At 70.2% G+C, this 24,861-nt stretch carries 19 protein-coding genes; 11 read left to right on the top strand and 8 right to left on the bottom strand.

Features of this window, described 5'->3' with window-relative positions; translation table 11 throughout:
• Positions 1-28: 28 nt before the first annotated feature.
• The 3 genes from VZF99_RS09185 to VZF99_RS09175 all read right to left on the bottom strand — a co-directional run bounded on the left by VZF99_RS09185 (position 29) and on the right by VZF99_RS09175 (position 3,114).
• The gene (locus tag VZF99_RS09185) at positions 29-1,084 is read right to left on the bottom strand and encodes a lytic transglycosylase domain-containing protein (RefSeq protein WP_407334579.1); all 1,056 of its coding nucleotides are present in this window, start codon (positions 1,082-1,084) and stop codon (positions 29-31) included.
• A gap of 168 nt (positions 1,085-1,252) precedes the next feature.
• Positions 1,253-1,804, bottom strand: coding sequence for a DUF1003 domain-containing protein (locus VZF99_RS09180; RefSeq protein ID WP_067718401.1), 552 nt, complete (start codon positions 1,802-1,804; stop codon positions 1,253-1,255).
• The gene (locus VZF99_RS09175; RefSeq protein ID WP_259821864.1) at positions 1,801-3,114 is read right to left on the bottom strand and encodes a magnesium transporter MgtE N-terminal domain-containing protein; all 1,314 of its coding nucleotides are present in this window, start codon (positions 3,112-3,114) and stop codon (positions 1,801-1,803) included. The genes VZF99_RS09180 and VZF99_RS09175 overlap by 4 nt, the downstream gene beginning before the upstream one ends.
• Positions 3,115-3,183: 69 nt before the next feature.
• Between VZF99_RS09175 and VZF99_RS09170 the strand changes: the two genes are divergently transcribed.
• The 3 genes from VZF99_RS09170 to VZF99_RS09160 are packed head-to-tail and all read left to right on the top strand — an operon-like array spanning position 3,184 to position 5,326.
• Positions 3,184-4,218 carry a CoA ester lyase gene (locus tag VZF99_RS09170; protein ID WP_083249775.1) on the top strand — a complete coding sequence of 345 codons (1,035 nt, stop codon included), beginning with the start codon at positions 3,184-3,186 and terminating at the stop codon, positions 4,216-4,218.
• Positions 4,215-4,721, top strand: coding sequence for a general stress protein (locus VZF99_RS09165; protein WP_173674746.1), 507 nt, complete (start codon positions 4,215-4,217; stop codon positions 4,719-4,721). Before VZF99_RS09170 ends, VZF99_RS09165 begins: the two co-directional genes overlap by 4 nt.
• A 32-nt stretch (positions 4,722-4,753) precedes the next feature.
• On the top strand, positions 4,754-5,326 hold the full coding sequence (locus VZF99_RS09160; protein WP_069389885.1) for a suppressor of fused domain protein: 573 nt from the start codon (positions 4,754-4,756) through the stop codon (positions 5,324-5,326).
• Here the strand turns inward: VZF99_RS09160 and VZF99_RS09155 are convergent, their stop codons facing one another.
• Positions 5,327-6,400, bottom strand: coding sequence for a magnesium and cobalt transport protein CorA (locus tag VZF99_RS09155; RefSeq protein WP_407334578.1), 1,074 nt, complete (start codon positions 6,398-6,400; stop codon positions 5,327-5,329).
• Positions 6,401-6,469: 69 nt separating this feature from the next.
• Here VZF99_RS09155 and VZF99_RS09150 point away from each other — a divergent pair, with 69 nt between their 5' ends.
• Entirely contained in the window at positions 6,470-7,456 is a 987-nt protein-coding gene (locus VZF99_RS09150) for a glycine betaine ABC transporter substrate-binding protein (RefSeq protein WP_244294109.1), read from the top strand.
• A gap of 98 nt (positions 7,457-7,554) precedes the next feature.
• Here the strand turns inward: VZF99_RS09150 and VZF99_RS09145 are convergent, their stop codons facing one another.
• From VZF99_RS09145 to VZF99_RS09135, 3 genes are all read right to left on the bottom strand, one after another.
• Positions 7,555-11,379, bottom strand: coding sequence for a multifunctional oxoglutarate decarboxylase/oxoglutarate dehydrogenase thiamine pyrophosphate-binding subunit/dihydrolipoyllysine-residue succinyltransferase subunit (locus VZF99_RS09145; protein WP_407334577.1), 3,825 nt, complete (start codon positions 11,377-11,379; stop codon positions 7,555-7,557).
• A gap of 129 nt (positions 11,380-11,508) precedes the next feature.
• The gene (locus tag VZF99_RS09140) at positions 11,509-12,204 is read right to left on the bottom strand and encodes a hypothetical protein (protein WP_067718393.1); all 696 of its coding nucleotides are present in this window, start codon (positions 12,202-12,204) and stop codon (positions 11,509-11,511) included.
• An 83-nt stretch (positions 12,205-12,287) separates the two neighbouring features.
• Positions 12,288-13,622, bottom strand: coding sequence for a D-arabinono-1,4-lactone oxidase (locus VZF99_RS09135; RefSeq protein WP_096907208.1), 1,335 nt, complete (start codon positions 13,620-13,622; stop codon positions 12,288-12,290).
• Between the two features lie 142 nt (positions 13,623-13,764).
• On the opposite strand from VZF99_RS09135, the gene VZF99_RS09130 reads away from it, so the two are divergent.
• The 5 genes from VZF99_RS09130 to VZF99_RS09110 are packed head-to-tail and all read left to right on the top strand — an operon-like array spanning position 13,765 to position 20,253.
• Positions 13,765-14,403, top strand: a complete 639-nt coding sequence (locus tag VZF99_RS09130; RefSeq protein ID WP_407334576.1) for a TetR/AcrR family transcriptional regulator — start codon at positions 13,765-13,767, stop codon at positions 14,401-14,403.
• On the top strand, positions 14,396-15,592 hold the full coding sequence (locus VZF99_RS09125; protein WP_407334575.1) for an amino acid deaminase/aldolase: 1,197 nt from the start codon (positions 14,396-14,398) through the stop codon (positions 15,590-15,592). The genes VZF99_RS09130 and VZF99_RS09125 overlap by 8 nt, the downstream gene beginning before the upstream one ends.
• Positions 15,589-16,923, top strand: a complete 1,335-nt coding sequence (locus VZF99_RS09120; protein ID WP_407334574.1) for a M20/M25/M40 family metallo-hydrolase — start codon at positions 15,589-15,591, stop codon at positions 16,921-16,923. Before VZF99_RS09125 ends, VZF99_RS09120 begins: the two co-directional genes overlap by 4 nt.
• Entirely contained in the window at positions 16,920-18,155 is a 1,236-nt protein-coding gene (locus tag VZF99_RS09115) for an MFS transporter (protein ID WP_067718383.1), read from the top strand. Before VZF99_RS09120 ends, VZF99_RS09115 begins: the two co-directional genes overlap by 4 nt.
• A 55-nt stretch (positions 18,156-18,210) precedes the next feature.
• Positions 18,211-20,253 (top strand): DEAD/DEAH box helicase, encoded by a 2,043-nt coding sequence (locus VZF99_RS09110; RefSeq protein ID WP_407334573.1) that lies wholly within the window; start codon positions 18,211-18,213, stop codon positions 20,251-20,253.
• Between the two features lie 9 nt (positions 20,254-20,262).
• Here the strand turns inward: VZF99_RS09110 and VZF99_RS09105 are convergent, their stop codons facing one another.
• Positions 20,263-21,018: an HNH endonuclease family protein gene (locus VZF99_RS09105; protein ID WP_173674748.1), complete on the bottom strand. Its 756-nt coding sequence runs from the start codon at positions 21,016-21,018 to the stop codon at positions 20,263-20,265.
• A gap of 157 nt (positions 21,019-21,175) precedes the next feature.
• Here VZF99_RS09105 and VZF99_RS09100 point away from each other — a divergent pair, with 157 nt between their 5' ends.
• Positions 21,176-24,064: a DEAD/DEAH box helicase gene (locus VZF99_RS09100; RefSeq protein WP_407334572.1), complete on the top strand. Its 2,889-nt coding sequence runs from the start codon at positions 21,176-21,178 to the stop codon at positions 24,062-24,064.
• Complete coding sequence (locus VZF99_RS09095; protein WP_407334571.1) at positions 24,061-24,816, top strand: hypothetical protein; 756 nt, start codon at positions 24,061-24,063, stop codon at positions 24,814-24,816. The genes VZF99_RS09100 and VZF99_RS09095 overlap by 4 nt, the downstream gene beginning before the upstream one ends.
• Positions 24,817-24,861: the final 45 nt, after the last annotated feature.

Genomic DNA, 24,861 nt, shown 5'->3' with positions numbered 1-24,861 from the left:
TCTAGGCGTCACGGCACCGGGTGACGATTCAGGCAGGCGGCGGCGGCACGCAGAACGGAGGTATGCAGGGCAACTCGATCACGGGCAAACCCGGTAGCGCCGGAGCCGGGGGCGCCACCGCCGGAGGCGCCGGGCGTTCGGGCGACGGCGTCGGAGTCGGCGTCGCCGACGGCGAAGGAGAGGCACTGGGCGCGGGCGGGGCCGGAGTCGTCGGGGGCTCGACCTCCGTGCAACCGGGCACCGGGGCCTCGGGCTCACCCGGAGCAACGGGCTCGGGTGCCTCGGTGGGCTCGCCCTCCCACCCCTCGGGGCATCGCTCGGGCGGCTCCGGGGGTTCGATGGTGGGCTCGGGCTGGTGGATCTCCGGCAGGTCCGACGGCAGCGGGACGGCGTTGACCGCATAGCCGTGGGCCCAGGCGTTCACGTTGGCGACATAGGCCAGCGAGTTGTTGTAGGCCAAGACCGCCCGGGTGCGGGCGGCGGGATCGGCCATCGATCCCCCCTGCCCACACAGCAGGGACGCCGCCGACAGCGCGCCGTCGTAGATGTTGTTCGGATCGGCCACCCCGTCGTCGTTGGCGTCGCGACCGAGACCGGCCCAGGTCGAGGGGATGAACTGCACGGGGCCCACCGCGCGGTCGAACTCCGTATCGCCGTCGAACCGGCCCCCGTCCGTGTCGGTGATGACGGCGGTTCCCGGAAGGCTCCCATCGAGGCGGGGGCCCAGGATGCGGCCGATGGTGTTGCCGTGGACGTCGAACCGACCACGTCCCTGGTTGGACTCGACCTGGCCGATACCGGCCAGGAGAGTCCAGTCCATCTCGCAGGCGGGCTTCTCCGCATTGAGGCGGTCCGCGGCGCGGTGATAGGCGTCGAGGGCGATGCCGGGGATGCCCAGCGGCCCGTCCGGGATGGTCGCCGGCTCGATGTGGGCGGCGCCGGGGTCCTCCGGTGCGGCCGGTTCCTCCTCCGGGGACGGCTCTGTGGTGCGGGAGGTGGCGGGAGCCTCGGTCACCGTCGGCGTGCTGGGCGCGTACTCGGCCAGCGGAGTGATGTCCGGCGGCGCGGGGCGACTGGTGTCCATGTTCAGTCCCACGGCCGACAGCACAGCGATCGCGCTGGCGGTAACGGCGGCACTGGTCAGAACCCGGCGATCGGCGTTGTGCGCAAAACGGCGCAAGACTTCCCCCTACGACTTCCCGGTCGGCCCAGCGAACGTGCTGCGCCCCACGACGTTCCGTCCCGGCCGAGGCTACCCCCGGCCCTTGACGTCTGAATCGGTTTTGTTGTGATCGGCGTTACACGTCCCGGGTTCGAGGCCGGAGAGGAGGGTCTCGATCCGCTCGACGGAATCACGGAGGTCGTCGAGCTCCCGCCGGAGGTAGTCGCGGGTGACCGTCTCACCGACGGAGAGCCGGACCGAGGCGAGTTCCCGGGCGAGGAACTCGGTGTCCGCCTTGGTCTGCGTGGCGCGGAGGCGATCCTCCCTGACGGACTCCTTGTCGCGGTCCTCCTGCCGGTTCTGTGCGAGCAGGATCAGCGGAGCGGCGTAGGCGGCCTGCGTCGAGAACGCGAGGTTGAGCAGGATGAAGGGATACGGGTCGAAGCGCAGGGCGACCACCGCGACGTTGATGATGATCCAGACGATCACGATGATCGTCTGGATCAGCAGATATGTGCCGGTCCCGAAGAACCGCGCGACGGACTCGCTGTAGCGGCCGACCGCGTCTGCGTCGAAGCTGATCCTCGGTCTGCGCGAGGTCACCGGCATCGAGAGCGAGGACCGCACGGTGGGCTCGCTCATCGGGTCGCCTCCCTGTCGTCGTGCAGGTCCATGTCCCGCCAGTCGTCCGGGAGGACATGGTCCAGCAGATCGTCGACCGCCACCGCGCCGAGCAGGTGTCCCTCGTCGTCGACCACCGGCCCGCACACGAGATTGTAGGTGGCGAAGAACCTGGTCACGGCGTCCGTCGAGTCGGACGGGCGCAGCGTGGACAGGCTGGTGTCGACGGTCTCGGCCACCATCATCGACGGCAGCTCCCGCAACAGCGCCTGGATGTGGACGCATCCGAGGTACTTGCCCGTCGGTGTCGCGGTGGGGGGCCTCACGACGAAGACGAGGCTGGCCAGGGCCGGGCTGAGGTCGGGGTTGCGGCAGTGGGCGAGGGCCTCGGCCACCGTCGTCTGCGGAGACAGGATGATCGGCTCGGGGGTCATGAGCCCGCCCGCGGTGTCCGCGTCGAACGTGAGCAGACGCCGGACGGGAGCCGAGTCCTCGGGGTTCATGCGTTCCAGGAATGACTCGGCGTCCTGCTCCGGCAACTCGCCGAGCAGATCGGCCACGTCGTCGGGGTCCATCGCCTCGAGCACGTCCGCCGCGCGCTCCAGCTCGAGCCGGGTGACGATCTCGGTCTGCTCGTCGTGGGGCAGTTCCTGCAGGATGTCGGCCAATCGCTCGTCGTCCAGTGTCCGGGCGACCTCCAGCCGACGGACCTCCGGCAGTTCCCGCAGGGCGTTCGCGACGTCGGCCGGGCGCATGTCGGCATAGTGCTCGACCAGGCTCTCGGCACTGTGTTCCGGGGTGCCGATCGCGTCGTCGTCGAGTCCCCGGATCCGGCTCCACGGATGGATCGACACCTCGCCGCGGCGGCCGAGCGAGGCGCGCCCGCGTCGTGCGCGTACGGCGAGTCGGGAGACGAGCCAGTCCCTCGAGCGCTGACGCTCGATCTCCACGTCGACCACCTGGTAACGAATGTCCTTCTGGTCGGCGCCCGCTTTCTCCGAACCGACCTGATCCCGCTCGACTCCGATCACGGAGTCCACCAACGCCCCGAGCACCAGGTTCTCCCCGGGTCGGGACTGGAACCGGTGCAGATTGATGGTGCCCGAGACCAGGGAGACGGACCGGGGGTCGATCGAGGCGACCCTGAGCATCGGCACGAAGATCCTGCGACGCGTGGGTAGTTCGACCACGAGTCCGATCACCCGGGGGGGCTTGTGCCGAGATCGCATCGTCACCACGACGTCCCGGATCCGTCCGATGTCGTCCCCGTCAGGGCCGATCACCGGTAGTCCGGCTAGCCTGGCGACGAAGGCCTTGTTGAGGTTCGCCATGTCGACCAGGCTAGTCACCCACGGGCGGCGCCCGCCCGCCATACCGGACGTAAGGGAGTGCCACTCACGATGACCGCAGCCCCCCACGCGACACCCGCGCCATCGGAGGACGCCGCCACGGCGCTCGCCGAACTCCGTGCCCGTCCCCGGCGCACGGTACTGGCCGTGCCCGGCAGCAGTGTCAAGATGATCGACAAGGCCAGGGGACTGCCGGTGGACGAGGTCTTCCTGGATCTCGAGGACGCGGTGGCGGGTCCCGCCAAGGAGGAGGCCCGCCAGAACGTGGTGGCCGCCCTGAACGGCGGGGACTTCGCCGCACCCACGGTGGTGGTGCGCGTCAACGCGTGGGACACCGAGTACACGGTGCGGGACGTCACCGAGATAGTCGGTCGCGCGGGTGCCCGCGTCGACGCACTGTTGCTGCCGAAGGCGCGCTCCGCGGCGGAGGTCATGGCCCTCGACCTGGTGCTGACCCAGGTCGAGAAGGCGGCGGGCCTACCGGTCGGGCACATCGGCATCGAACCCCAGATCGAGGACGCCCTGGGGCTGACCAACATCGATCAGATCGCGACGGCCAGTCCGCGTGTCCTGACGCTGGTGTTCGGTCCGGCCGATTTCATGGCCTCCGTCGGGATGCGCACCCTCACGGTCGGGGAGCAACCGGAGGGTTACGCCCCGGGTGACGCCTACCACCACGTACTCATGACCATCCTCGTCGCCGCCCGCGCCCACGGCCTCCAGGCGATCGACGGGCCCTTCCTCAAGGTCCGGGACGTGGAGGGGTTCCGCCGTGCGGCCGCCCGCACCGCAGCACTCGGCTTCGACGGCAAGTGGGTGTTGCACCCGGCCCAGGTCGACGCGGGCAACGAGGTGTTCAGCCCCCGCCAGGAGGAGTTCGACCAGGCCGAGGCCATCCTCGCCGCCTACGCGCGGTCGACGTCCGTCGAGGGAGGTGCTCGCGGTGCGGTGATGTTCGGCGACGAGATGCTCGACGAGGCCAGTCGTAAGATGGCGCTGGTCGTGTCCGCGCGGGGTCGTGCGGGCGGGATGACCGTGACGGATCAGGCCGGTGCAGGAACGGACCCGGAAGGACGGACATCATGAGCTCTCCCGTGAATCCGGCAGGCGGTAGGACCCGGGCTGGTCAGACCCCGGGCTTGCCCACGCCGCCGACCGGTTGGGTGGTCGGGTCGTACCCCACCTACGCGCAGGCCCAGGCCGCGGTCGATCATCTCGCGGACGAGGAGTTCCCCGTCCACGAGGTCACGATCGTGGGAGTGGACCTGATGCAGGTCGAGCGTGTGACCGGCCGGCTCACATGGCCCAAGGTCCTGCTCGGTGGCCTGGCCACCGGCGCCTGGCTCGGGCTGTTCATCGGCCTGTTGCTCGGCATCTTCACGCAGCCCATGTGGGGAGTCGTCCTGACGGGCCTGGTGGGCGGGTCGGTGTTCGGGGTCGTCTCGGCCTCGCTGTCCTACGCGGCCACCCGCGGCAAGCGTGACTTCGCGTCCACCTCGCAGCTCGTCGCGGGACGGTACGACGTCCTGTGCGAGCCCGCCAACGCGGAACGGGTGCGCGACGAGCTCGCCCGCCTCGGGCTGAAGTAGTGCTGCCCGGCGGTCCGACGAGCTCCTCGGACGTGCTCTCCGTGGTGCGGGCGCATCTGATCGAGCACCACGGCCCGGAGCCCCAGGAGGCGTCGGTGACATTCCTCGGCGCGTCACCGATCAGGATCCTGCGGTTCGTGGACATCGAGTCCGGCGTGGTGCGGTATGTCTCGCTGGGGTGCTCAGCCGAACCGATGGGGGACCCCTCGGCCCTCGTTCCCGACCCCACCGCGCCGCGGGCGGAGCTGAGTCTGATCCTGCGTGGCGGGGTGGACGGTCTGGTCCGCGCGCTGGCGGTGCTCGCGGCCGCACCCGCGGTGGAGGGCCTCGTCCTGTCGGAGGGAGCACTGATCGACCTGGGCGAGCCGCTCTGGCCGGGCGCGTCGTTCACGGGGGTCGTCCTGCGGGCTCCGGAGATCCCGGACGTGCCGTTGCCCGGTGACGCCGCGCCGGTCACCGTGTTCCGGGCCGTTCCGGTCACCCACACGGAGGCGGCGTGGGTACGGATGAAGGGCGCGGCGGAACTGGAGGAGGCGTGGGCGGAGGCCGGCATCGATGTCACCGATCCCGGGCGCTCGGCGGTCAACCCCGGGCTGAACCGCTGATCACAACCAGCGGTTCCGGCGAAACAGCAGGAAGAGCCCGGCGCACATCGCCACCATTATCCCCAGCACCACGAAGTACCCGTACCGTGTCTCGAGTTCGGGCATGTGTCGGAAGTTCATGCCGTAGACGCCCGCGATCATCGTGGGTACGGCCGCGATGGCGACCCAGGCGGAGATCTTGCGCATGTCGGTGTTCTGTTGGATTCCGACGATCGTCGCCGCCGCGCTGACGAGCGAGGTGCTCTGCTCGTCCAGGGTCGCGACCACCGCTGCCGCCTGTGCGTGGTGGTCCTGGACGTCGCGGAAGTAGTGGCGGGCCTCGGCAGGGACGAGGTCGAGATGATCGACCGACAGGCGTCGCAGGGGCGTGGTCAACGGCCCGATGACGTGTTTGAGTTCGAGTAGCTCCCGCTTGAGGACGTAGATCTGTTCGATGTCCACCCGGGTGCGCGGCGTGAAGAGCGCCGACTCGAGTTCGTCGATGTCCGCGGCCATCCCCTCAGCGGCCTCGATGTAGCTGTCGACGACACGGTCCGCCACGGCGTGCATCACCGCCGCCGGCCCGATCGCGAACCGTTCCGGCGAGTACCCGGGCGCGCTGACGAGGTCCGTGGGGGTGATCTGGTCCCCGTGACGGACGGTCACCACGAAGTCCCGGCCCAGGACCACCATCAGCTCGCCGGTGGACACGATGTCGCTGACCTGCGTGACCGTCTCGTGGGCCAGGTACCGCACGGTCGACATGTTGAGCACGAGAGCGTCGTCGTAGGCCTCCAACTTGGGACGCTGCCGGCCACTGGTCGCGTCCTCGGTGATGAGCTCGTGCAGCCCCAGGTCCCGGGACAGCGCTTCCATCTGGTCGTGCCCCGGGGCGTCGAGGCTGATCCAGACGAAGCCTCGACCGCTGTCGCGCACGCGGCGGATCGCCTCCCGGTGCGGGACCCGGCCGCGTTCACCGACACCGTCGATGTAGACGACGCAGTCCACGGTCGCGTGGTGAGCCGACCCGGCCGGGCCTCGTGGCGTGGCATCTGCTCGGGTTGTCGACGGCCGTCGTGGTGGGATCGCGGGCACCCGGTCCCCTTTCCTCGTCTCGCCTGACAATATCCGCCGTGCGGGCCCTCGGAGTGACGACCGGCGGGCGTGGCTGGGAGACTGTCCCTCGAGGTGATCCGCGCCGACCGGCGCGGCCGGGGTGAGGAAGGGCGTGGTCGGATGCTGCGGACGGGGGATCGGGCGGGGCGGTGCGCGATGGTGCTCGCGGGGGTCGGCGCGATGGCACTGTCCGGCTGCCAGGCGCAGTCGTCGATCGTTCCCGCGCACCGGGACGATCCGGTGGTGGTCGTCGAGACCGCATCCTTCGGCGAGGTCGAGATCGTCGGTCACATCTACGGCAACGCCCTGGTGCGGTCGGGGTCGCGGGTGACCGCCCGCCCGCAGGCCGGGACCCAGGACGAGGTCGTGGAGTCCGTGGTGACCGGGGAGGCGACGTTCACGATCGGGTTCACCGGTGAGTTGCTCCGGACCTTCGACGAGAACTCCACCGAGGTCGAGGCCGATGAGGTGTACACCGCCATGATGGCCGCCCTCCCGGAGGGCGTGACCGCGGCGGATCCTGCGCCCGCCGAGGACGCCCCCGTGTACGCGGTCACCCGGCACACCTCGGAATCGCGAGGCCTGCGGACGATGTCCGACCTGGCCGGGAGGTGCGGTGAGTTCACCCTCGGCGCACGCGAGGAGGCGCTCGCGGATCGGGAGCTCGCCACATCCGTCGGTACCACCTACGACTGCGGTTTCGGCCGTCGCGTGGCGCTGGGGCCCAACCCCCGCGCGGTGTTCGACGCCCTGCGGGAGGGGGAGATCGGGGTGGGTCTGGTCCAGTCGGCGGACCCCGTCCTCCATCCGGAGGACATCGTCGCGTTGGACGACGACGAGGACGCCGTCCTCGCCCAGCACCTCGTGCCCGTGTTCCGCAAGGGCTCGCTCTCGGAGGATCAGCTCGCCCTGGTGAACCGCATCAGCGGGGAGCTGACCACCGAGGATGTCCGCGAGCTCCTGCTGGGGGTCGAATTCGGTTCCGCGACCCCCGTCGCGTTGGCGAACTACTGGTTGGACGAGCACGGTTACTGACCTCCGCGAGGGGTGGAACACGAGGAAGGGCCCGACCTGGTGGTCGGGCCCTTCCTCCTACGCGGTCACTCGAGGTCCGCGGTCCTCCGATTCGGCGGTCACTCGAACGCCTGGTCCACCAGCGCCTTCTGCTCGACGGCGTGGACCTTGCTCAGACCCGTCGAGGTCGCGGCCATCGGGCGACGCGAGACCCGCTTGAGGGGCGGGAAGTCCTCGATGCGCTCGGGCAGCTCCAGGGCGAGGAAGCTCCACGCTCCCTGGTTCGCCGGCTCCTCCTGCACCCACCGGACCTCGGTGAGGTTCGGGTAGTGGTCCAACGCCTCGCGCAGGCGGCGGTGCGGCACCGGGTGGATCTGTTCGACCCGGACGATCGCGATGTCGTCGCGGCCCTCCTTCTCCTGGCGGGCGGCGAGCTCGTAGTAGAGCTTGCCGGACACCAGCAGCATGGTCTTGACCTTGCCCGGGTCCTTCGAACCGTCGGCGAACGTCGGGTCGTCGAGAACCGAACGGAACTTGCCGTTGGTGAAGTCCGAGATCGCGCTGACGGCCTTCTTGTTCCGCAGCATCGACTTGGGCGTGAAGACCACCTGCGGCCGCTTGATGCCGTCGGTGGCATGACGACGCATGAGGTGGAAGTAGTTCGCCGGGGTCGACGGCTGTGCGACGGTCATCGAGCCCTCGGCACACAGCTGGAGGAACCGCTCGATGCGGCCGGACGTGTGGTCCGGGCCCATTCCCTCGTGCCCGTGCGGCAGGAGAAGGGTGACGGAGGACTTCTGACCCCACTTGGCCTCACCGGAGGAGATGTACTCGTCGATGATGGTCTGCGCGCCGTTGACGAAGTCACCGAACTGCGCCTCCCAGAGCACGAGGGCCTCCGGGTCCCCGACCGAGTAGCCGTACTCGAATCCGACGCCCGCGTACTCGGTGAGCGCCGAGTTCCACACCTCGAAGCGGCCTTCGGCGTCCTCGAGGTTCTGGAGCGGCGAGTAGGGCTCCGACGTGGTCTTGTCGACCACCACGGCGTGACGTTGCGTGAAGGTGCCGCGTTGCGAGTCCTGGCCCGCCAGACGCACGGTCCGGCCCTCCAGGACGAGGGAGCCGATCGCCAGTAGTTCGGCGAACGCCCAGTCGATGTTGCCGTTGTAGGCCATCTTCTGGCGCGCCTCGTAGACCGGCTTCACACGCGAGTGGATGTGGAAGTCCTCGGGCAGGTTGCCGAAGGCGTCGCCGATGGCGTGGATGACCGACTCGTCCACCGCCGTCACCAGGCGCTTGGGCAGCGGCTGGTTGGGCAGGATCGACTCGGATGCCTTCACCGGGTGCTTCTCGAGCTCGCGGACCTCATTGAAGACCCGCTCGAGCTGCCCCTGGAAGTCGCGGAGAGCGTTCTCCGCCTCCTTCTCGGTGATGTCGCCGCGACCGACCAGATCCTCGGTGTAGGACTGGCGGACGCTCTTCTTGTCGTCGATGACCTCGTACATCCGCGGTTGCGTCATCGACGGGTCGTCGGCCTCGTTGTGACCGCGGCGGCGGTAGCAGACGAGGTCGATCACGACGTCCTTCTTGAACTGCTGGCGGAAGTCCATCGCCAGCCGGGCGACCCGCACGCATGCCTCGGGATCGTCACCGTTCACGTGGAAGATCGGCGAGCCGATCATCTTGGCGACGTCCGTGGAGTACTGGCTGGAACGCCCGGCCTCGGGCGCCGTGGTGAACCCGATCTGGTTGTTGACGACGATGTGGATCGTGCCGCCGGTGCGGTAACCGTCGATCTGCGAGAGGTTCAGGGTCTCCGCGACCACTCCCTGTCCGGCGAATGCCGCGTCACCGTGCAGCATGAGCGGCACGACCGGGTACTCGGAGCGCCATTCCGGATCCTCGATGAGGTCCTGCTTGGCGCGGACGATTCCCTCCAGGACCGGATCGACGGCCTCGAGGTGCGACGGGTTGGCGGTGAGCGACACCTTGATCTCGTTCTCGCCGAACATCTGGTACTGGATGCCCTCGGCCCCGAGGTGGTACTTGACGTCACCCGACCCGTGCGCGGCGGAGGGGTCCATGTTGCCCTCGAACTCGGTGAAGATCTGCCGGTAGGGCTTGCCCACGATGTTGGCGAGCACGTTGAGCCGCCCGCGGTGGGGCATGCCGATCACGACCTCGTCGAGGCCGAACTCGGCGGCCTCGTCGATCACCGCGTCCATCATCGGGATGACGGACTCGGCGCCCTCGAGGGAGAAGCGCTTCTGGCCGACATACTTGGTCTGCAGGAACGTCTCGAAGGCCTCCGCGGCGTTCACCTTGGACAGGATGTACTTCTGCTCGGCGACGGTCGGCTTGTCGTCGACCCCCTCGAGGCGCTCCTGGATCCACTGGCGCTGCTCGTTCTCGAGGATGTGGGTGTACTCGATACCGATCTTGCGGCAGTAGGCCGCGCGCAACGCGGACAGTACATCCCGCAACCGCATCTTGTCCTTGCCGACGAAACCGCCGACGGAGAACTTGCGGTCGAGGTCCCACAGGGTGAGCTCGTGGGAGTTGACGTCGAGGTCCGGGTGGAACGTGCGACGCCGCTTGGCGTGCTTCCCGTCGAGCGGGTCGATGTCGGCCATGAGGTGGCCGCGGTCGCGGTAGGCGGCGATCAGCTCGAGGACGCGTGCGTCCTTGTCCACCCGCGGGTCGGTGATGTCCTGACGCCACCTGACCGGCTCGTAGGGGATGCCGAGTACGTCGAAGATCTCGTCATAGAACTCGTCCGCGATCAGCAGACGGTGGATCTCACGCAGGAACTCGCCGGATTCGGCGCCCTGGATGATCCGGTGATCGTACGTGGAGGTGAGGGTGGTGATCTTGCCGATGGCGTTGTTGGCCAACTGCTCGTCACTCGCGCCCTGGAACTCGGCGGGGTACTCCATCGCGCCCACGCCGAGAATGGCGCCCTGGCCCACGGTGAGGCGCGGGACCGAGTGCACCGTGCCGATTCCGCCGGGGTTCGTCAGCGAGATCGTGACGCCGGAGAAGTCGTCCATCGTCAGCTTGCCCTCGCGGGCGCGGGCGACGATGTCCTCATAGGCGTCGAGGAATCCGCGGAAGTCGAGCTTCTCGCAGTTGCGGATCGCGGCCACGACCAGGGATCGGCCGGCCTTGGTCTTCATGTCGATCGCCAGACCGAGGTTGATCCCGTTCGGGGTGACGACGTTCGGCTTGCCGTCGACCTCCTCGTAGTGGTTGTTCAGGTTCGGGTAGGCCTTGACGGCCTGGACCATGGCGTACCCGATGAGGTGGGTGAAGGAGATCTTCCCGCCGTGGGTGCGCTTGAGGTGGTTGTTGATGACCACCCGGTTGTCGACCATCAGTTTCGCCGGGACCGCGCGGACCGAGGTCGCGGTGGGGAGGGACAGCGACGCGTTCATGTTCTTGACGATCGCGTTGGCCGCGCCCCGGATGACCTTGCTCTCCTGCTCCGCGGGGGGCTCGTACTCGGGGCGTGACGGCTTCTTCGTCGCCGCGGTGTCGGACTTCTTCCGCGCCTCCGACTTGTGCTCCGGGGCGGGCACCCCCTCCCCGCGGGCCTTGCGCTTGGGCGAGGCGTCGGCAGCGGGCTTCGCCGCGATGTCCTTGGCGGACGCCTCGGGGGTGGAATCGTCGACGGTGATCTCGGACGGCTTCTTGTCTGATGTGACCGATTCCCCACTGCTCCCACCTCCCGATCGGGGCCGACTGCTCTTGCCGGATTTCCCGCCCGAGCTGCCGGGGGAGGTGCCGTTGGTCGAGTCACCACCGGAGGAGGAGGCGGCCTCCGGGTTGGCGTCGAAGAACTCGTGCCAGGACTTGTCCACGGAGGACGGGTCCTTGGCGAACCGCTCGTACATCTCGTCTACGAGCCACTGGTTCTGTCCGAACTGTGAGACGTTGTTGCTCACGATCTCTTGGTGCCTCTCTGGTTCTGTGGTGGGTTTCACACGTCAATGGATCCAGGCTAGACCTTCTGCCCGAGCCGGGCTCTCCGATCTCACCTGACAGGGGGATGCCCCGGGCCCGTCACGGCGGGTTCACGTGGCGGGCCACGAGTCCGGTGGCGTGCCGAACGCGGCATCAGCGGTCTCCACGACCGTCCGCCCCAGCTTCCGGTTGCCCCATCCACCCACGGCGGCACCGAGCCCCGCGGGTGCCAGTTTGCCCACGGCGAGCCCTGCCCGCTTCACGGCGAACTTCCTGACGAAGCGGGTCATCATCCGACGGTTGATCTCCTTCAGCCCGGGTACCCGGAGTGCACGGCCGGCCAACGAGCCGCCCGTGGCCGCCCCTCCCGACGAGCTGACCGCGTTGGCCAGGATGGCGGTGCCGGACGCTCCCAACATGACTGTCATGACCAGCAGTTCCTCGTGCTCGTCGTGGCGGACGTCCACGCCGTGGACCTCGGCCACGGCGAGCGTGTAGAACGCGGCGGCCTCGAGGAACACCAGCGACTCCGCGCCGATCGCGCCGAAGGCGACGATGGTTCCGAGACCCGGCACCGCGGCCGTGGCGCCCACGGCCGCACCGGACGCGGTGACGGTGTTCAGGAACCGCGCGTCGAGACGCTCGCGGATCCGGGCCGGGCTCTCGTCGGGGTGATGGGCCCGGAGTGTGCGTACGTAGGCACGGGCGGCACCGGTCTGGCTCCGGATCGCCCGGCGCAGGGCGGCAGTGATCACCCCCGCGGCCGGGCCGGAGACGTCGGATTCAGCGGGCACTCGATCGGGCACTGGGCACTCCTGGAGGTCAAGGCGGCGCGGGGGGCGGGCCGGGCTCGAACCTCCACCGTACGTAAGGCGCGCGGGGTGGTGGCTCAGGGCAGCACACGCTCGGTGTAGTCGTTGCCAAAGACACGCTCCGGGTCGAGACGGTCACGGACGGAGACGAAGTCGTCGAAGCGGTCCACCATGGCGGACAGGTCCTCCGCGGTGCGGGTGTGCATCTTTCCCCAGTGCGGTCGCCCACCGGCGGCGAGGAAGATCCCTTCCGCGAGACGGAACAGTTCGGTGTGATCCATCAGGTGGTACTGGTGCACGGCGATGTAGCAGACCTCGCGTCCGTACGCCGTGGACATCCACACGTCGTCGGCGGCGGCGAACCGCACCTCCACGGGGAACGGGGTGACTATGCCGGAGCGGTCGATGGTGTCGCGGAGGTCGCGCAACACCCCGGCCGCCGCCGCGACGGGCACGGCGTACTCCATCTCCCGGAAGCGGACCCGCCGCGGGGAGGCGAAGACCCGGTAGCTCCGGTCGGTGAAGTCCCGTGCGGACAGAGCCCGTGAGGCGACCCGGTTGAGCCGGGGGGTCAGCGCCGGACGTCGGGTCGCGGCCCGGCACACCACGTCGAAGACCTCGTTGGAGAGGAGTTCGTCGCCGATCAGACCCCGGATGCGTCCCACCGGGTGCAGCTCGGCGTCCCCGGGCAACCGGGTGTTGCGTTTGACGTTGATCGCGTCGGTGTGGGGGAACCAGAAGAACTCGGCGTGGTCGGCGGAACGCGCGAAACCCTCCAGGTCCGCCAGTGCGGCGGTCAGGGTCCACGGACGCTCCTCGGCCTGCAGTGCGAAGGCCGGGACGCATCGGATCGTCATCTTGGTGATGATCCCCAGTGCGCCGATCCCGAGGCGGGCCGCCTCGAACACCTCGGGGTCGGACTCGCGGGAACAGGTGAGGACGGCGCCGTCGGCGGTGACGAGCTGGAGGCCGACGACCGTGGCGGGTAGGCCCGGTGCCGCACATCCGGTGCCGTGGGTCCCGGTCGACACCGCCCCGGCGAGGGACTGTTCGGCGAAGTCCCCGAGGTTCGGCTGTGCCAGACCGAGCTCCCACAGCAGCGGTCCCAGTCGGTGCAGCCGGGTACCCGCCCAGACGGTCACGTCCGCGCCGTCGACGCGACCGTCAGCGCCGCGGGTCGGCACGATCGATTCCACGCCGGCCAGGTCGTCCAGGGACACGAGCACGCCGTCCGTCGCGGCCGCCGGCGTGAAGGAATGGCCCGCGCCGACACACTTGACCCTGGTTCCGCGCTCGGCCGCCCGCGTGACCACGTCGCTCACCTCGGCAACGGTCGTCGGGAGCGACCGGCCCGAGGGAGAGGCCAGGACATTGCCGGCCCAGTTCTGCCAGGGGGCCACCGAGGTCGTCATGGCAGGAGAGGGTACCCGCGCGAGGCGGGGCGGGAGGCGGTCCTGGACCATCGACCCGGAGTGGGGGCGGACGCCCGGCACGCCGGGGGAGCGGGTGCGGTGAACGGTGTGCACGTCCACCTCGTCGTCGTACCATGGACGGGTGACCAGACGACTTCCTGCCGATCAGCGCCGGGCGCAGCTCCTCCAGGCCGCCCTCGAGATCGCCGAACACGACGGACTGGGTGCGGTGACCGTCCGCGGCGTGGCCGAACGGGCGGGCGTGTCGCTGGGGGTCGTCCACTACTGCTACACGGATAAGGAAGAGCTTCTCCGCGAGGTCATCGGCGCCGTCAACTCGGAGGTCCACCAGGCCGCCCGGGCCTTCGTGAGCGTTGACTTCGATTCCGGGATCCGGGGCACCGAGGGCCTGCGGCGACGGCTGTACGAGGCGATCGACCTGATCTGGGCGGTGATCTCCGCATCGCCCGACCGGCAGCTCCTCACCTACGAGATCGTGTCGTACTCGCTGAGGACCCACGGGCTGCCCGAAGTCGGCCTGGCCCGCGACCAGCAGGAATCCAACGAGGCAATCGTGCGTTCGGTGCTCGAGCGCACGGCGCAGTCCGCCGACGTGCAGTGGGCGATGGGCCTCGACGACATGGTGCGCGTCGTCCTGTCGATCATCACCGGCATCAGCCTGCGGTGGCAGATCTACCGGAACGACGACGAGGCCAACGACCTCCTCCACCGGGCGGTCGACCTCGTCGTACGGGACGCGCGACCGGTCGACGGTGTCTAGCAGGGAGGCGGACGGCCTCCCCGTGGTCGTCGACTCGCTCCGGGTCGCGACCGCGGGCCTCGACGCGCCCCTCGCCGCTCTGCACCTGCCGAGTCTGCGGGCGAACGTGGACGACCTACGCCGCCGGGCAGGGGGCACCAGGATCCGGGTGGCGAGCAAGTCCGTGAGATCCCGAGGCGTGCTGCGGGAGGTGCTCGGCGACCGGCTGCGCGGCGACGACTCCGTCCGCGGGATCATGGCCTACTCGCTGGACGAGGCGTTGTGGTTGGTGGAGTCGGGGTGCGACGACGTCCTGATGGGGTACCCCACCGTCGACCGCTCGGCCCTGGGACGCCTCGGAGCAGATCCGCAGGCGCTGGACTGCGTGACACTCATGATCGACCATCCGCGCCAGCTGGAGATCGCACGGGAGGCGGGGGCGTCCGGGGCGCGGGTGTGCATCGACGTCGACTGCTCCCTCCGGCTGGGGCCCGTCCACCTGGGCGTGCGCCGCTCCCCGCTACGCGGACCGGACGACGTCGAGCCGCTGGTACGGCGGGCCGTCGCCACCGGCTTCCGCGTGGTGGGCGCGATGTTCTACGAGGCGCAGGTGGCCGGGGTGCCCGATGACGTACCGGGGATCGGCGTCGTCAAACGGCTCTCGATGCGGCGGCTGCGGGATGTGCGACCGGCGGTGGCGTCCACGATCGAGTCGGTCACCGGGACACCGCCGGAGATCATCAACTCCGGGGGATCCGGGTCCGTCGCCGAGAGCGCCGGGGCGCCCGCCGTCACCGAGGTCACCGCGGGATCGGGACTGTACGTGCCGGGGCTGTTCGACGCCTATCGGACCTTCACCCCGCGGCCGGCGCTGCTGTTCGCACTGCCCGCCGTGCGGACGCCGGCCCGTGGTCTCACCACGTTCCTGTACGGGGGATACGTCGCGTCCGGCGTCCCGGGGCGCGACCGGCTCCCGGTGCCCGCCGCCCCGGCGGGGTTGCGATACCTCGGTCGGGAGGGGGCCGGAGAGGTCCAGACGCCCGTGCGGGGGCAGGTGGCCATCGGCGAGAGCGCATGGTGGCGTCACGCGAAGGCGGGGGAACTGTGCGAGCGGTTCGACACTCTCCACGTGGTGGACGAGACTGCTGACGGGCCCGTCGTGGTGGATCGCTGGCCCACCTACCGTGGTGAAGGGAAGTGTTTCGGATGACCGACGCCCAGCAGATGTCCGGGCAGGCGCGGGAGCGGATGCATGCCGAGGCCGTCGCGATCACGGCGGACCTCGTGTCGATCGACTCGACCAACACCGGTGACCCCGCGACGATCGGCGACGGCGAGACGAGGGTGTGCCGCCGGATCGCCGAGTACCTCGACGAGGTCGGCATCTCCAGCGAACTCGTGGAGTCTGTTCCCGGACGAGGGAGCCTGTTCGCCCGGATCGAGGGAGCCGACCCGGAGGCGGGTGGTCTGGTCGTGCACGGCCATGTCGACGTCGTCCCCGCGGTCGCCGAGGACTGGACCGTCCCGCCGTTCGCCGGTGAGATCCGCGACGGCTGGCTCTATGGTCGAGGCACCGTCGACATGAAGAACATGATCGGCATGATGCTCGCCGTGGTCCGCCACTACCGCCGGGAGGGGATCGTGCCCCGGCGGCCGCTGCTGCTCGCGTTCTTCGCGGATGAGGAGGCCGCGGGGATCATGGGTGCCAAGTGGGTGGTCCGGGAGCGGCCCGAGATCTTCGACGGCATGACCCAGGCGCTCAGCGAGGTCGGGGGCTGGTCGGTACCGGTCGACGGCCGCCGCCTCTACCCGATCGCCGTCGCCGAGAAGGGCGTCGCCTGGGCCACGGTGACCGCACACGGGACCGCCGCACACGCGTCCCGCCCGACCGGGGACAACGCCGTCGCCGCGATCGCCGGGGCGGTCCATCGCGTGGCCGATCTCGACTTTCCGGTGCAGCCGACCGAGGCCAACACCGCGCTGGCCGCGGCGGTCGGTCGGCTGGCCGGAGGAAGCGGCGAGGTCGCCGAACTGCCGGATCGGCTCGAGGTCCTCGGGCACTTCGGGCCCCTCGTCTCCGCCTCGCTGTCCCACACCGCCTCACCGACGGTCCTGTCCGCCGGGTACAAGACCAACGTCATCCCCACCGAGGCACGCGCGGAGATCGACTGCAGAGTACTCCCCGGAGGTGAGGACACGTTCCGTGCCGAGATCGAGCAGGAGCTCGGCTCCGACGTGACGGTCGAGTGGATCTGGGAACCACCGATCGCCGCACCGGCCGACGCCCCGTTCGTGGAGGTGATCCGCGAGGCCGTCAGGCAATCCGACCCCGATGCCATGGTCGTGCCGTACCTGTTGCCCGCCAGCACGGACAACAAGCATCTGGCCCCGCTCGGGATCGACGGCTACGGGTTCGTCCCACTGCGCGTGCCCGACGAGTTCGACGTCTTCGGCCATTTCCACGCCGTGGACGAGCGGGTACCGGTGGACGCACTGCATTTCGGTGCCGACGTGCTCGCCCGAGTGCTCCGATCCGCGTGAGGGGCGCGCTCACCGGACATCCGACGCCGTCTGCGCGGACCCGCCTGCCCGCGGACGTCTGGGTCCTCGTCGCGGCCGCGTTCGCCGTGGCGATCGGCTACGGCCTGGTCGCGCCGGTGCTGCCGCAGTTCGCCCGCAGCTTCGACGTGTCGGTCACGGCGGCGTCGGTCATCGTCAGCGCATTCGCGTTCTTCAGGTTGGTGTTCGCGCCGGCCGGTGGGTTCCTCGTCGACAAACTCGGCGAGCGGTGGGTCTACATGTCCGGTCTCCTCATCGTGGTGGTCTCCACGTTGGCGACCGGGCTGGCGCAGAACTACTGGCAGCTCCTGGTCTTTCGCGGTCTCGGCGGTCTCGGGTCGACGATGTTCACGATCTCCGCGATGGCCCTGCTCACCAGATTGTCCCCGCCCGGCGCCCGGGGACGGATCGCCGGCCTGTACGCGACCGCGTTCCTCATCGGCAATATCGGCGGTCCGGTTCTGGGCGGATTGTTGGCGGGCTTCGGCATGCGCATCCCGTTCTTCGTCTACGCCGGCACGCTGCTGGTGGCGACCGGCGTGGTGGCGGTCTTCCTCCGCGGGGGCCGACGGCCCTCACCCGACGACGGGTCCCCCGAGCAGGAACCCCTCCCGGTCGCCGAGGCGCTACGGCACAGCGGGTACCGTGCCGCGCTGATCTCCAGCTTCGTCAACGGGTGGACCTCGTTCGGTGTGCGGGTCGCCATCGTCCCGCTGTTCGCCGCGGCCAACTTCGATGCCGGCGCCGGTATCGCCGGCACCGCGCTGGCGTCGTTCGCGGTCGGGACCGCCTCGGTGGTCTCCGCGGCCGGGTGGTTGTCCGACAGGTACGGGCGACGTCCGATGGTGATCCTGGGTCTGGTGATCTCCGGTGTCACCACCCTCGTCCTGGGCTGGTGTGACACCGTGCCGTTGCTCGTGGCGGCCTCGGTCATCGCCGGGATGGGCGCCGGGATCCTCAACCCGTCGCAACAGGCCGCTGTCGCGGACGTGATCGGCGCGGACCGGGCAGGCGGCAAGGTCCTCGCCACCTTCCAGATGGCCAGCGACTCCGGAGCGATCCTGGGACCGGTCGTGGTGGGGCTGGTGGTGGACCTGCTGGGCTACAAGGCGGGGTTCGCGGTGTCCGGTGTGCTCCTATTGGGGGCCGCGATCCCGTGGATCATCGCCGAGGAGACCCGTGAGGCCACGAACCCGGTGACCACGGGGGAGTGACCTGCGGCAGCCGTGTCGCTCAACAGCCCCCGGACGCCGTAGAATGTAAAACCTCATGGAGAACAACGACGAGGACCGTACCGCCACCGCCGGCGACGAGGTCGACACCGACGCCAGCAATCCCGAACCAGCCTCCGCCGCGGACAACGGCGCCGCGAACAATGGCGCCGCGGACAACGGCGCTGCGGACACGGCCGCGCCCGCGCGCACCGGCGCCGCCGCCCCTGCAGCCGGCGGTGAGGACGAGCCCGAGGTGACGTTCGCCGACATGGGGCTGGCCCCCGCGGTCGCACAGGCGGTCAGGGACGTGGGTTACGAAGTCCCCTCTGCCATCCAGGCCGCGACGATCCCGCTGGTCCTCGAGGGGCGTGACGTGGTCGGCCTGGCACAGACCGGCACCGGTAAGACCGCCGCGTTCGCGCTGCCCATCCTGTCGCTGATCGACCCGGCGGTGAAGAGCCCCCAGGCCCTCATCCTGGCGCCGACCCGAGAGCTCGCCCTCCAGGTCGCCGAGGCCTGTGTCACGTACTCGGCGAACATGCCGCAGGTAAACGTTTTGCCCATCTACGGCGGGCAGGCCTACGGCATCCAGCTCTCGGGGCTGCGGCGCGGTGCGCAGATCATCGTCGGCACCCCGGGGCGTGTGATCGACCACCTGAAGAAGGGCACGTTGGACCTGTCGGGTCTGCGGCACCTCGTCCTGGACGAGGCCGACGAGATGCTCGCGATGGGGTTCCAGGAGGACGTCGAGCGGATCCTGTCGGACACCCCGGAGACGACCCAGGTGGCCCTGTTCTCGGCGACCATGCCCGCCGCCATCCGGCGGATCTCGCAGAAGTACCTCACCAATCCGACCGAGGTGAAGGTGGCGTCGAAGACGTCGACCGCGCCGACCATCACGCAGCGCTACGTCCTGGTCAACCACCGGGACAAGCTCGACGCTCTGACGAGGATCTTCGAGGTCGAGGACTTCGACGCGATGATCCTGTTCGTCCGGACGAAGTCCGCCACCGAGGAGCTGGCAGAGCGACTCCGTGCACGGGGGTTCTCCGCCGCGCCCATCAACGGCGACATCCCGCAGAACCTGCGTGAGCGCACGATCGAGGCGCTGAAGGACGGTCGCACGGACATCCTCGTCGCCACCGACGTGGCCGCCCGGGGTCTCGACGTCCCCCGGATCAGCCATGTCGTCAACTACGACATCCCGCACGACACCGAGTCCTACATCCACCGGATCGGCCGGACCGGTCGCGCCGGTAGGAGCGGTGAGGCGCTGCTCTTCGTCACCCCGCGCGAGCGCCGGCTCCTCTCCCAGATCGAGCGGGCCACCCGCCAACCGTTGACCGAGATCCAGCTCCCGAGCGTGGACGACGTCAACGAGATGCGGATGGCCAAGTTCGCACAGTCGATCACCGAGAGCCTCGAGGACCCGAGCATCGCGCTCTTCCGCCGACTGGTGGAGGAGTACGCCTCCGAGCACTCGGTCTCGATGTCCGACATCGCCGCCGCTCTGGCGACCCAGTCGCGGAACTCGGACGACTTCCTCATGCGGGAGCCCGAGCGCCCGCCGCGCCGGGACGACCGTCGCGAGCGGCCGGCACGCGACTTCTCGGACGGGCCGCGTCCGTCGCGGTCGGGGAAGAACATGGGGCAGTACCGGATCGCCGTGGGTAAGCGGAACAACGTCAAGCCCGGCTCGATCATGGGCGCCCTGGCCAACGAGGCCGGGCTCCGGGGCGGTGACATCGGACGCATCTCGATCCGGTTCGACCACTCGATCGTCGAGCTGCCGGCGGATCTCCCCGCGGACCAGCTCAACTCGATGAAGGGAATCCGGGTCGGGGGTTCCGAGATCGACATCCGCCCCGACTCCGGCGCTCCGTCGGGTCGTCCGTCGTCGTTCCGGGACGACAGGGGCGGCAAGCCGCGTGGCGGCGGACCCCGTCGCGATGACCGTGGCGACCGAGGTGACCGTGGTGACCGGCGCGGCGGCCGTGACGAGAAGCGCGACGACCGTGGGGGCTTCCGCCGCGGTGACGACGACCGCCGCGGTGGCGGGTTCCGCGGGCGTTCCGGCGGGGGCCCGGACCGCCACTGACGCCGGGCCCTACGGGCCGGTCGGGCACCGCCGGACCGCACCGGCGAGAGCGTCATGGTCGGCCCTCGTCACCGGCAGGCCGTAGGCGACGGCCGCGGTGAGGTACCGGGAGGCGTAGAAGCAGTGTCGACCGGGATCCGGGGGTAGCCAGTCCGCCGGGGTCGAGTCGCTCTTGCCGGTGTTGACCGACGCTGTGACGGCGAGCAGGTTCCGGTCGATGTCGTTGGCGAACGCGGCACGGCGCCCGGCCGGCCACGACCACGCCCCCAGGTCCCACGCCGCCGAGAGCGGGTAGACGTGGTCGACGTGGATGCCGCGCACCCCCGTGGTGCCCGCGTCGACGAGCCTGCCGGTGTACGGATCGGTCAGGACTCCGCCAGACACCTCGCACCGTGCCCCGGGTGTCCTGGTGCCGCCGACGAGGTCGCGGGCCAGGACATCGTGACGGGTGGAGCACCCGTTTCCGGCCCCCGGCGCCCCGGTCGTGTCACTCCAGGCCGGGCCGAACACGCACCCTGACGCGCCCGAGCAGTCCCGCTCGTACCCGGGAGCGGGGTTCCGCGACTCCACCACCTCGACCGCGTCGAGCAGTGCCTCCACCGCGTCCCGCGGTGGGCTGCCCGGGACGGAGCGGGGCGGTTGGCCGGACCACCACACGGCGGCCAGCACGCCGAGCACGACGAGGGCCAGGGCGAGCGCCCGGGGTGCGGGCGGCGGCACGACTCGGCCAGCAAGGTGCCTCCGGGTACGGGGATCATGGCTCACGCATCGAGTCTGACGCGGGGGTCGCCGGCTCCCGCCCGCCGAGGGGGGCGGCAGGGCGGGACTGTGGACAGGTGGGCGCCTGTGGACGGCGGCCTCGCCCGTACCTCTCAGGGGAGCACGCCGGCCCGCTGTCGGACCCACGTGCTTACATGTGCACGTGACCCCGACCGCCGCACCCCGACTACACGCCGTGTGGCAGTCCGGGGTCGTCGGCTTGTGGTGCGAGACGGGATTGCGTAGGCCGGTATCGATCGCCCCCGCCGCCGAGGTCACGGCTGTGGGCCGGGCCGGAGCCCCGCCGGAGGTGATCCGGTTCCTGGAGCGCTACTCGCTGACGTACCGGATCGGGGTTCGTGCCCCGGTCGAGGGCCGGGTCCGGACCGCGACGGTGCCGGGGATCCGGGTCTCGGTCGGCGCGGCGGTGGATCTGTGCGGGATGGTCGACGCCACCGACCACTGGGTCGGATCCGGGCTGCGGGCCCTCGCGGCGCTCTCGTCGGGCGTGGCCGCCTTCGTGCGTGCGGGGCACGTCGTCCCCGTCCTCGGCCGTTCGGAGGGCGCATGGGACGCGTCATGGACTCTCGCCGCCTCACCCGTGGTGTCGGCGTGGGCAGCGGAGAGCCTGTCCCGGTGCCACGGGCTGGTGGCGAACCGCGAGGACCTCGACGGACTACTCGCCGCCCTGGCGGACCAGCACGCGCGGATGGCCCTGGCGCCCCTGGCGGGCGATCGCCGGAGCGACCTGGGCACGGCCTTGATCACGGGCGGGGGCGTGACGTCCGGGGGCCAGGCGTTGGCGGAAGCGATCGGCGAATTCGGACGGGCGGCGGCGGCACGGGACGTCGAGGTGGTGTTCCGGATCGTCGAGCCGACCGGCGGTGACGACGAGGGCCCGGGCGATTCCGACGGCGGGGCCGGGCACGCCGCGCCCGGGGAGATCCTGTGGCGGCTGGAGACGCTGGTGCGCACGGGCGCCGATTCCCTTCGGCCCTTCACCGAGCTGCCCGATACGTCGGCCGTGGGTGACGCGGTGCGCGACGTCGTCGACCGGGCGGTCCGGTCGTGGCCACCGCTGGGGCGTGCCACCCACACCGCCGGCAGTCCGGACCTGATGATGCCCACCGACCTGGTGGTGCAGTTGGTCGACGAGGGGGTGGAGGCACTACGGGGGAGAGGTGTCGAGATCCTCCTGCCGCGAGCCTGGACCAGGGTGCGGACCGCCGTCCGGGTCGCGGTCACGGAGCCGGGCACCGAGAACGTCGACTCGGGTCGCCGGCTCGGGCTCGATCAGCTGGCGGACGTGAACTGGGAGATGGTCGTCGACGACGTCCCCCTCGACCCCGCCGAGGCCCAGATGCTCCTCGACGCCGCGTCCGATCTGGTCAAGCTCCGCGGCCAATGGGTCCGGGCGGACCCCGGTGCACTGCGTCGGGCGGCCCGCTTCCTCGCCGCGCGGCGCGGGGGGCGGGTCACGGCACCCGCACTGGTCGCCGCCATGATGTCCGAGGAAGGCGAGGGCGTCGAGGTGGAGGCGCCCACGACCATCGACTGGATCCCCTCGTCGTCGTCGATCCCGGTCGACCTCCCACCCTGGTTCCGCGCCACGCTCCGTCCGTACCAACTGGAGGGGGTGCGGTGGTTGACCGCGCTGTCCAGCGCCGATGTCGGCGCGGTGCTGGCCGATGACATGGGGCTCGGCAAGACCATGCAGGTGCTCGCGCTCACCGCGTCCGAGCACGCGGCGGGCCGGACCGGCCCCACTCTCGTCGTGGCGCCGCTCACCCTGGTGGCCACCTGGGCCCGGGAGTCGGCGACGTTCGCCCCGGAGCTGCGGATCCACGTCCATCACGGACCGGCCCGCGAACGGGGTGACGACGCGGCCACACTACTCGGAGCCGCCGACCTCGTGCTGACCTCCTACGGGACGGCGTCCCGGGACGCGGAACTCCTCGCCCGGGTGGCCTGGCGGCGGCTGGTCGCCGACGAGGCCCAGACCATCAAGAACCCCTCCACCTCGGTCGCGCGCGCCGTCGTCTCGATCCCGGCGGAGCACCGGATCGCGCTGACCGGGACACCGGTGGAGAACCGGTTGGACGAACTCCGCGCCGTCCTGGACTTCGCCAATCCGGGGATGTTGGGTTCGGCCAGCACCTTCCGTGCCCGGTTCGCGATCCCCATCGAGTCCCACCGCGACGAGGCCGCGGCATCGAGGCTCCGGGCACTCGCCGCACCGTTCGTGCTGCGCCGCCTCAAATCCGACCCCCGCGTGGTCGCCGATCTCCCGGACAAGCAACACATCAGGGTCGATTCGCCCCTGACCCGTGAGCAGGCGACCCTGTACCGGGCGGTCGTCGAGGACATGATGGAACAGGTCAAGGAGTCCGAGGGGGCCGCCCGCAAGGGCGCCATCCTCTCGGGGCTCACAGCCCTGAAGCAGGTGTGCAACCACCCCGCCCACTACCTCGGGGACGGGTCCGCACTCCTGCGCGGCGGCCGCCACCGTTCGGGCAAACTCGCCGCACTCGACGAGGTCGTCACCGAGATCCTCGACGCGGGGGAGAAGGTGCTGCTGTTCACCCAGTACCGGGCGTTCGGCGATCTGATCCTGCCCCTACTCGAGCGTCGGGCCGCCACCGCCGTGCCATTCCTGCACGGCGGGGTCACCGCGGCCGGACGGGCTCAGATGGTCGAGGAGTTCCAGGCATCGCACGGCCCACCGGTGATGCTCGCGTCGCTACGCGCGGGAGGGACCGGACTGACCCTCACCGAGGCCAACCACGTCGTACACCTGGATCGCTGGTGGAACCCGGCGGTGGAGAACCAGGCCACCGACCGGGTCCACCGCATCGGCCAGACCCGGGTGGTCCAGGTGCGCACGCTCGTCGCACCGGGCACGGTCGAGGACCGTATCGACGAACTCCTCGAAGCCAAGCGGGACCTCGCGGAGTTGACGCTGGGACCGTTGGCAGGCGCGCTGACCGAGCTCGCGGACGCGGACCTGGCGGCACTCGTCGAGTTCACCGACGTGGGGCGGGACGAACCGTGAGCGGCGAAGCGGGCATCCGGGCGAGGTCCCGGGCCGGGCAGTTCGGCGCACACATGTGGAGCAGACGCTGGGCGAGTGACATCGAATCCGGGGTCTCCCGGGGTGACGCCCACATGGCCCGACAGGACGCCCGCAAGGACAAGGTCCTCTCCCTCCACCACTCGGGCCGGTCGGTCCGGATCGACGTCGACGGGAGCAGACCGGAACCCTTCACCGTGGAGTTCACGTTCGCACCGCTCGACGACACCGACTCCGACGCCCTGCGCACCGCCCTCAGGCGCGAGGAACGGGGAGTGCTCGGCGCCCTGGCCGGGGACTTCTCCGACACCGTCGGGTTCCTCCTCCTGCCCGCGGTGCACGGGGCCACCTCGTTTTCCTGCCACTGTCCGGTGCAACCCGGCCCCTGCCGACACGTGCTGGCGGCCGCCTACATCATGGTCGAGTGGTGGGACTCCCGGCCGGAGGTGTTGTTCGAGCTCAGGGGCCTGCGACCCGAGCAACTCGGCGCCGTCCTCCGGGGCGGAGGGGACGACGACGAGGTGTCCTTCGACGTGGAGGAAGCGCTGTGGGGTGGTGAGCCGATCCTGCCGGCGTCGCCGTCACCCGGACCGGCCGGTCTCGAGGACCTGCTGGACGCGCCCGTCACCCGCAGGCTCGCCGCGGCGGCGACCAACGACGCGCTCGAGCAACTCCGGGTGGTGGCGGACCTCGAGGACTTCCTCGACGCGTTCGGCCGGTACCGACCGCGGTGAGGCGGGCCGCCGATGCGTAGCCTGTCGGACCCGCGTCCTACGATG

It is taken from the genome of Dietzia kunjamensis, from assembly GCF_045689975.1.
GTDB classification, from domain to species: domain Bacteria; phylum Actinomycetota; class Actinomycetes; order Mycobacteriales; family Mycobacteriaceae; genus Dietzia; species Dietzia kunjamensis.
This window is presented reverse-complemented; position numbering and strand designations above follow the sequence as displayed.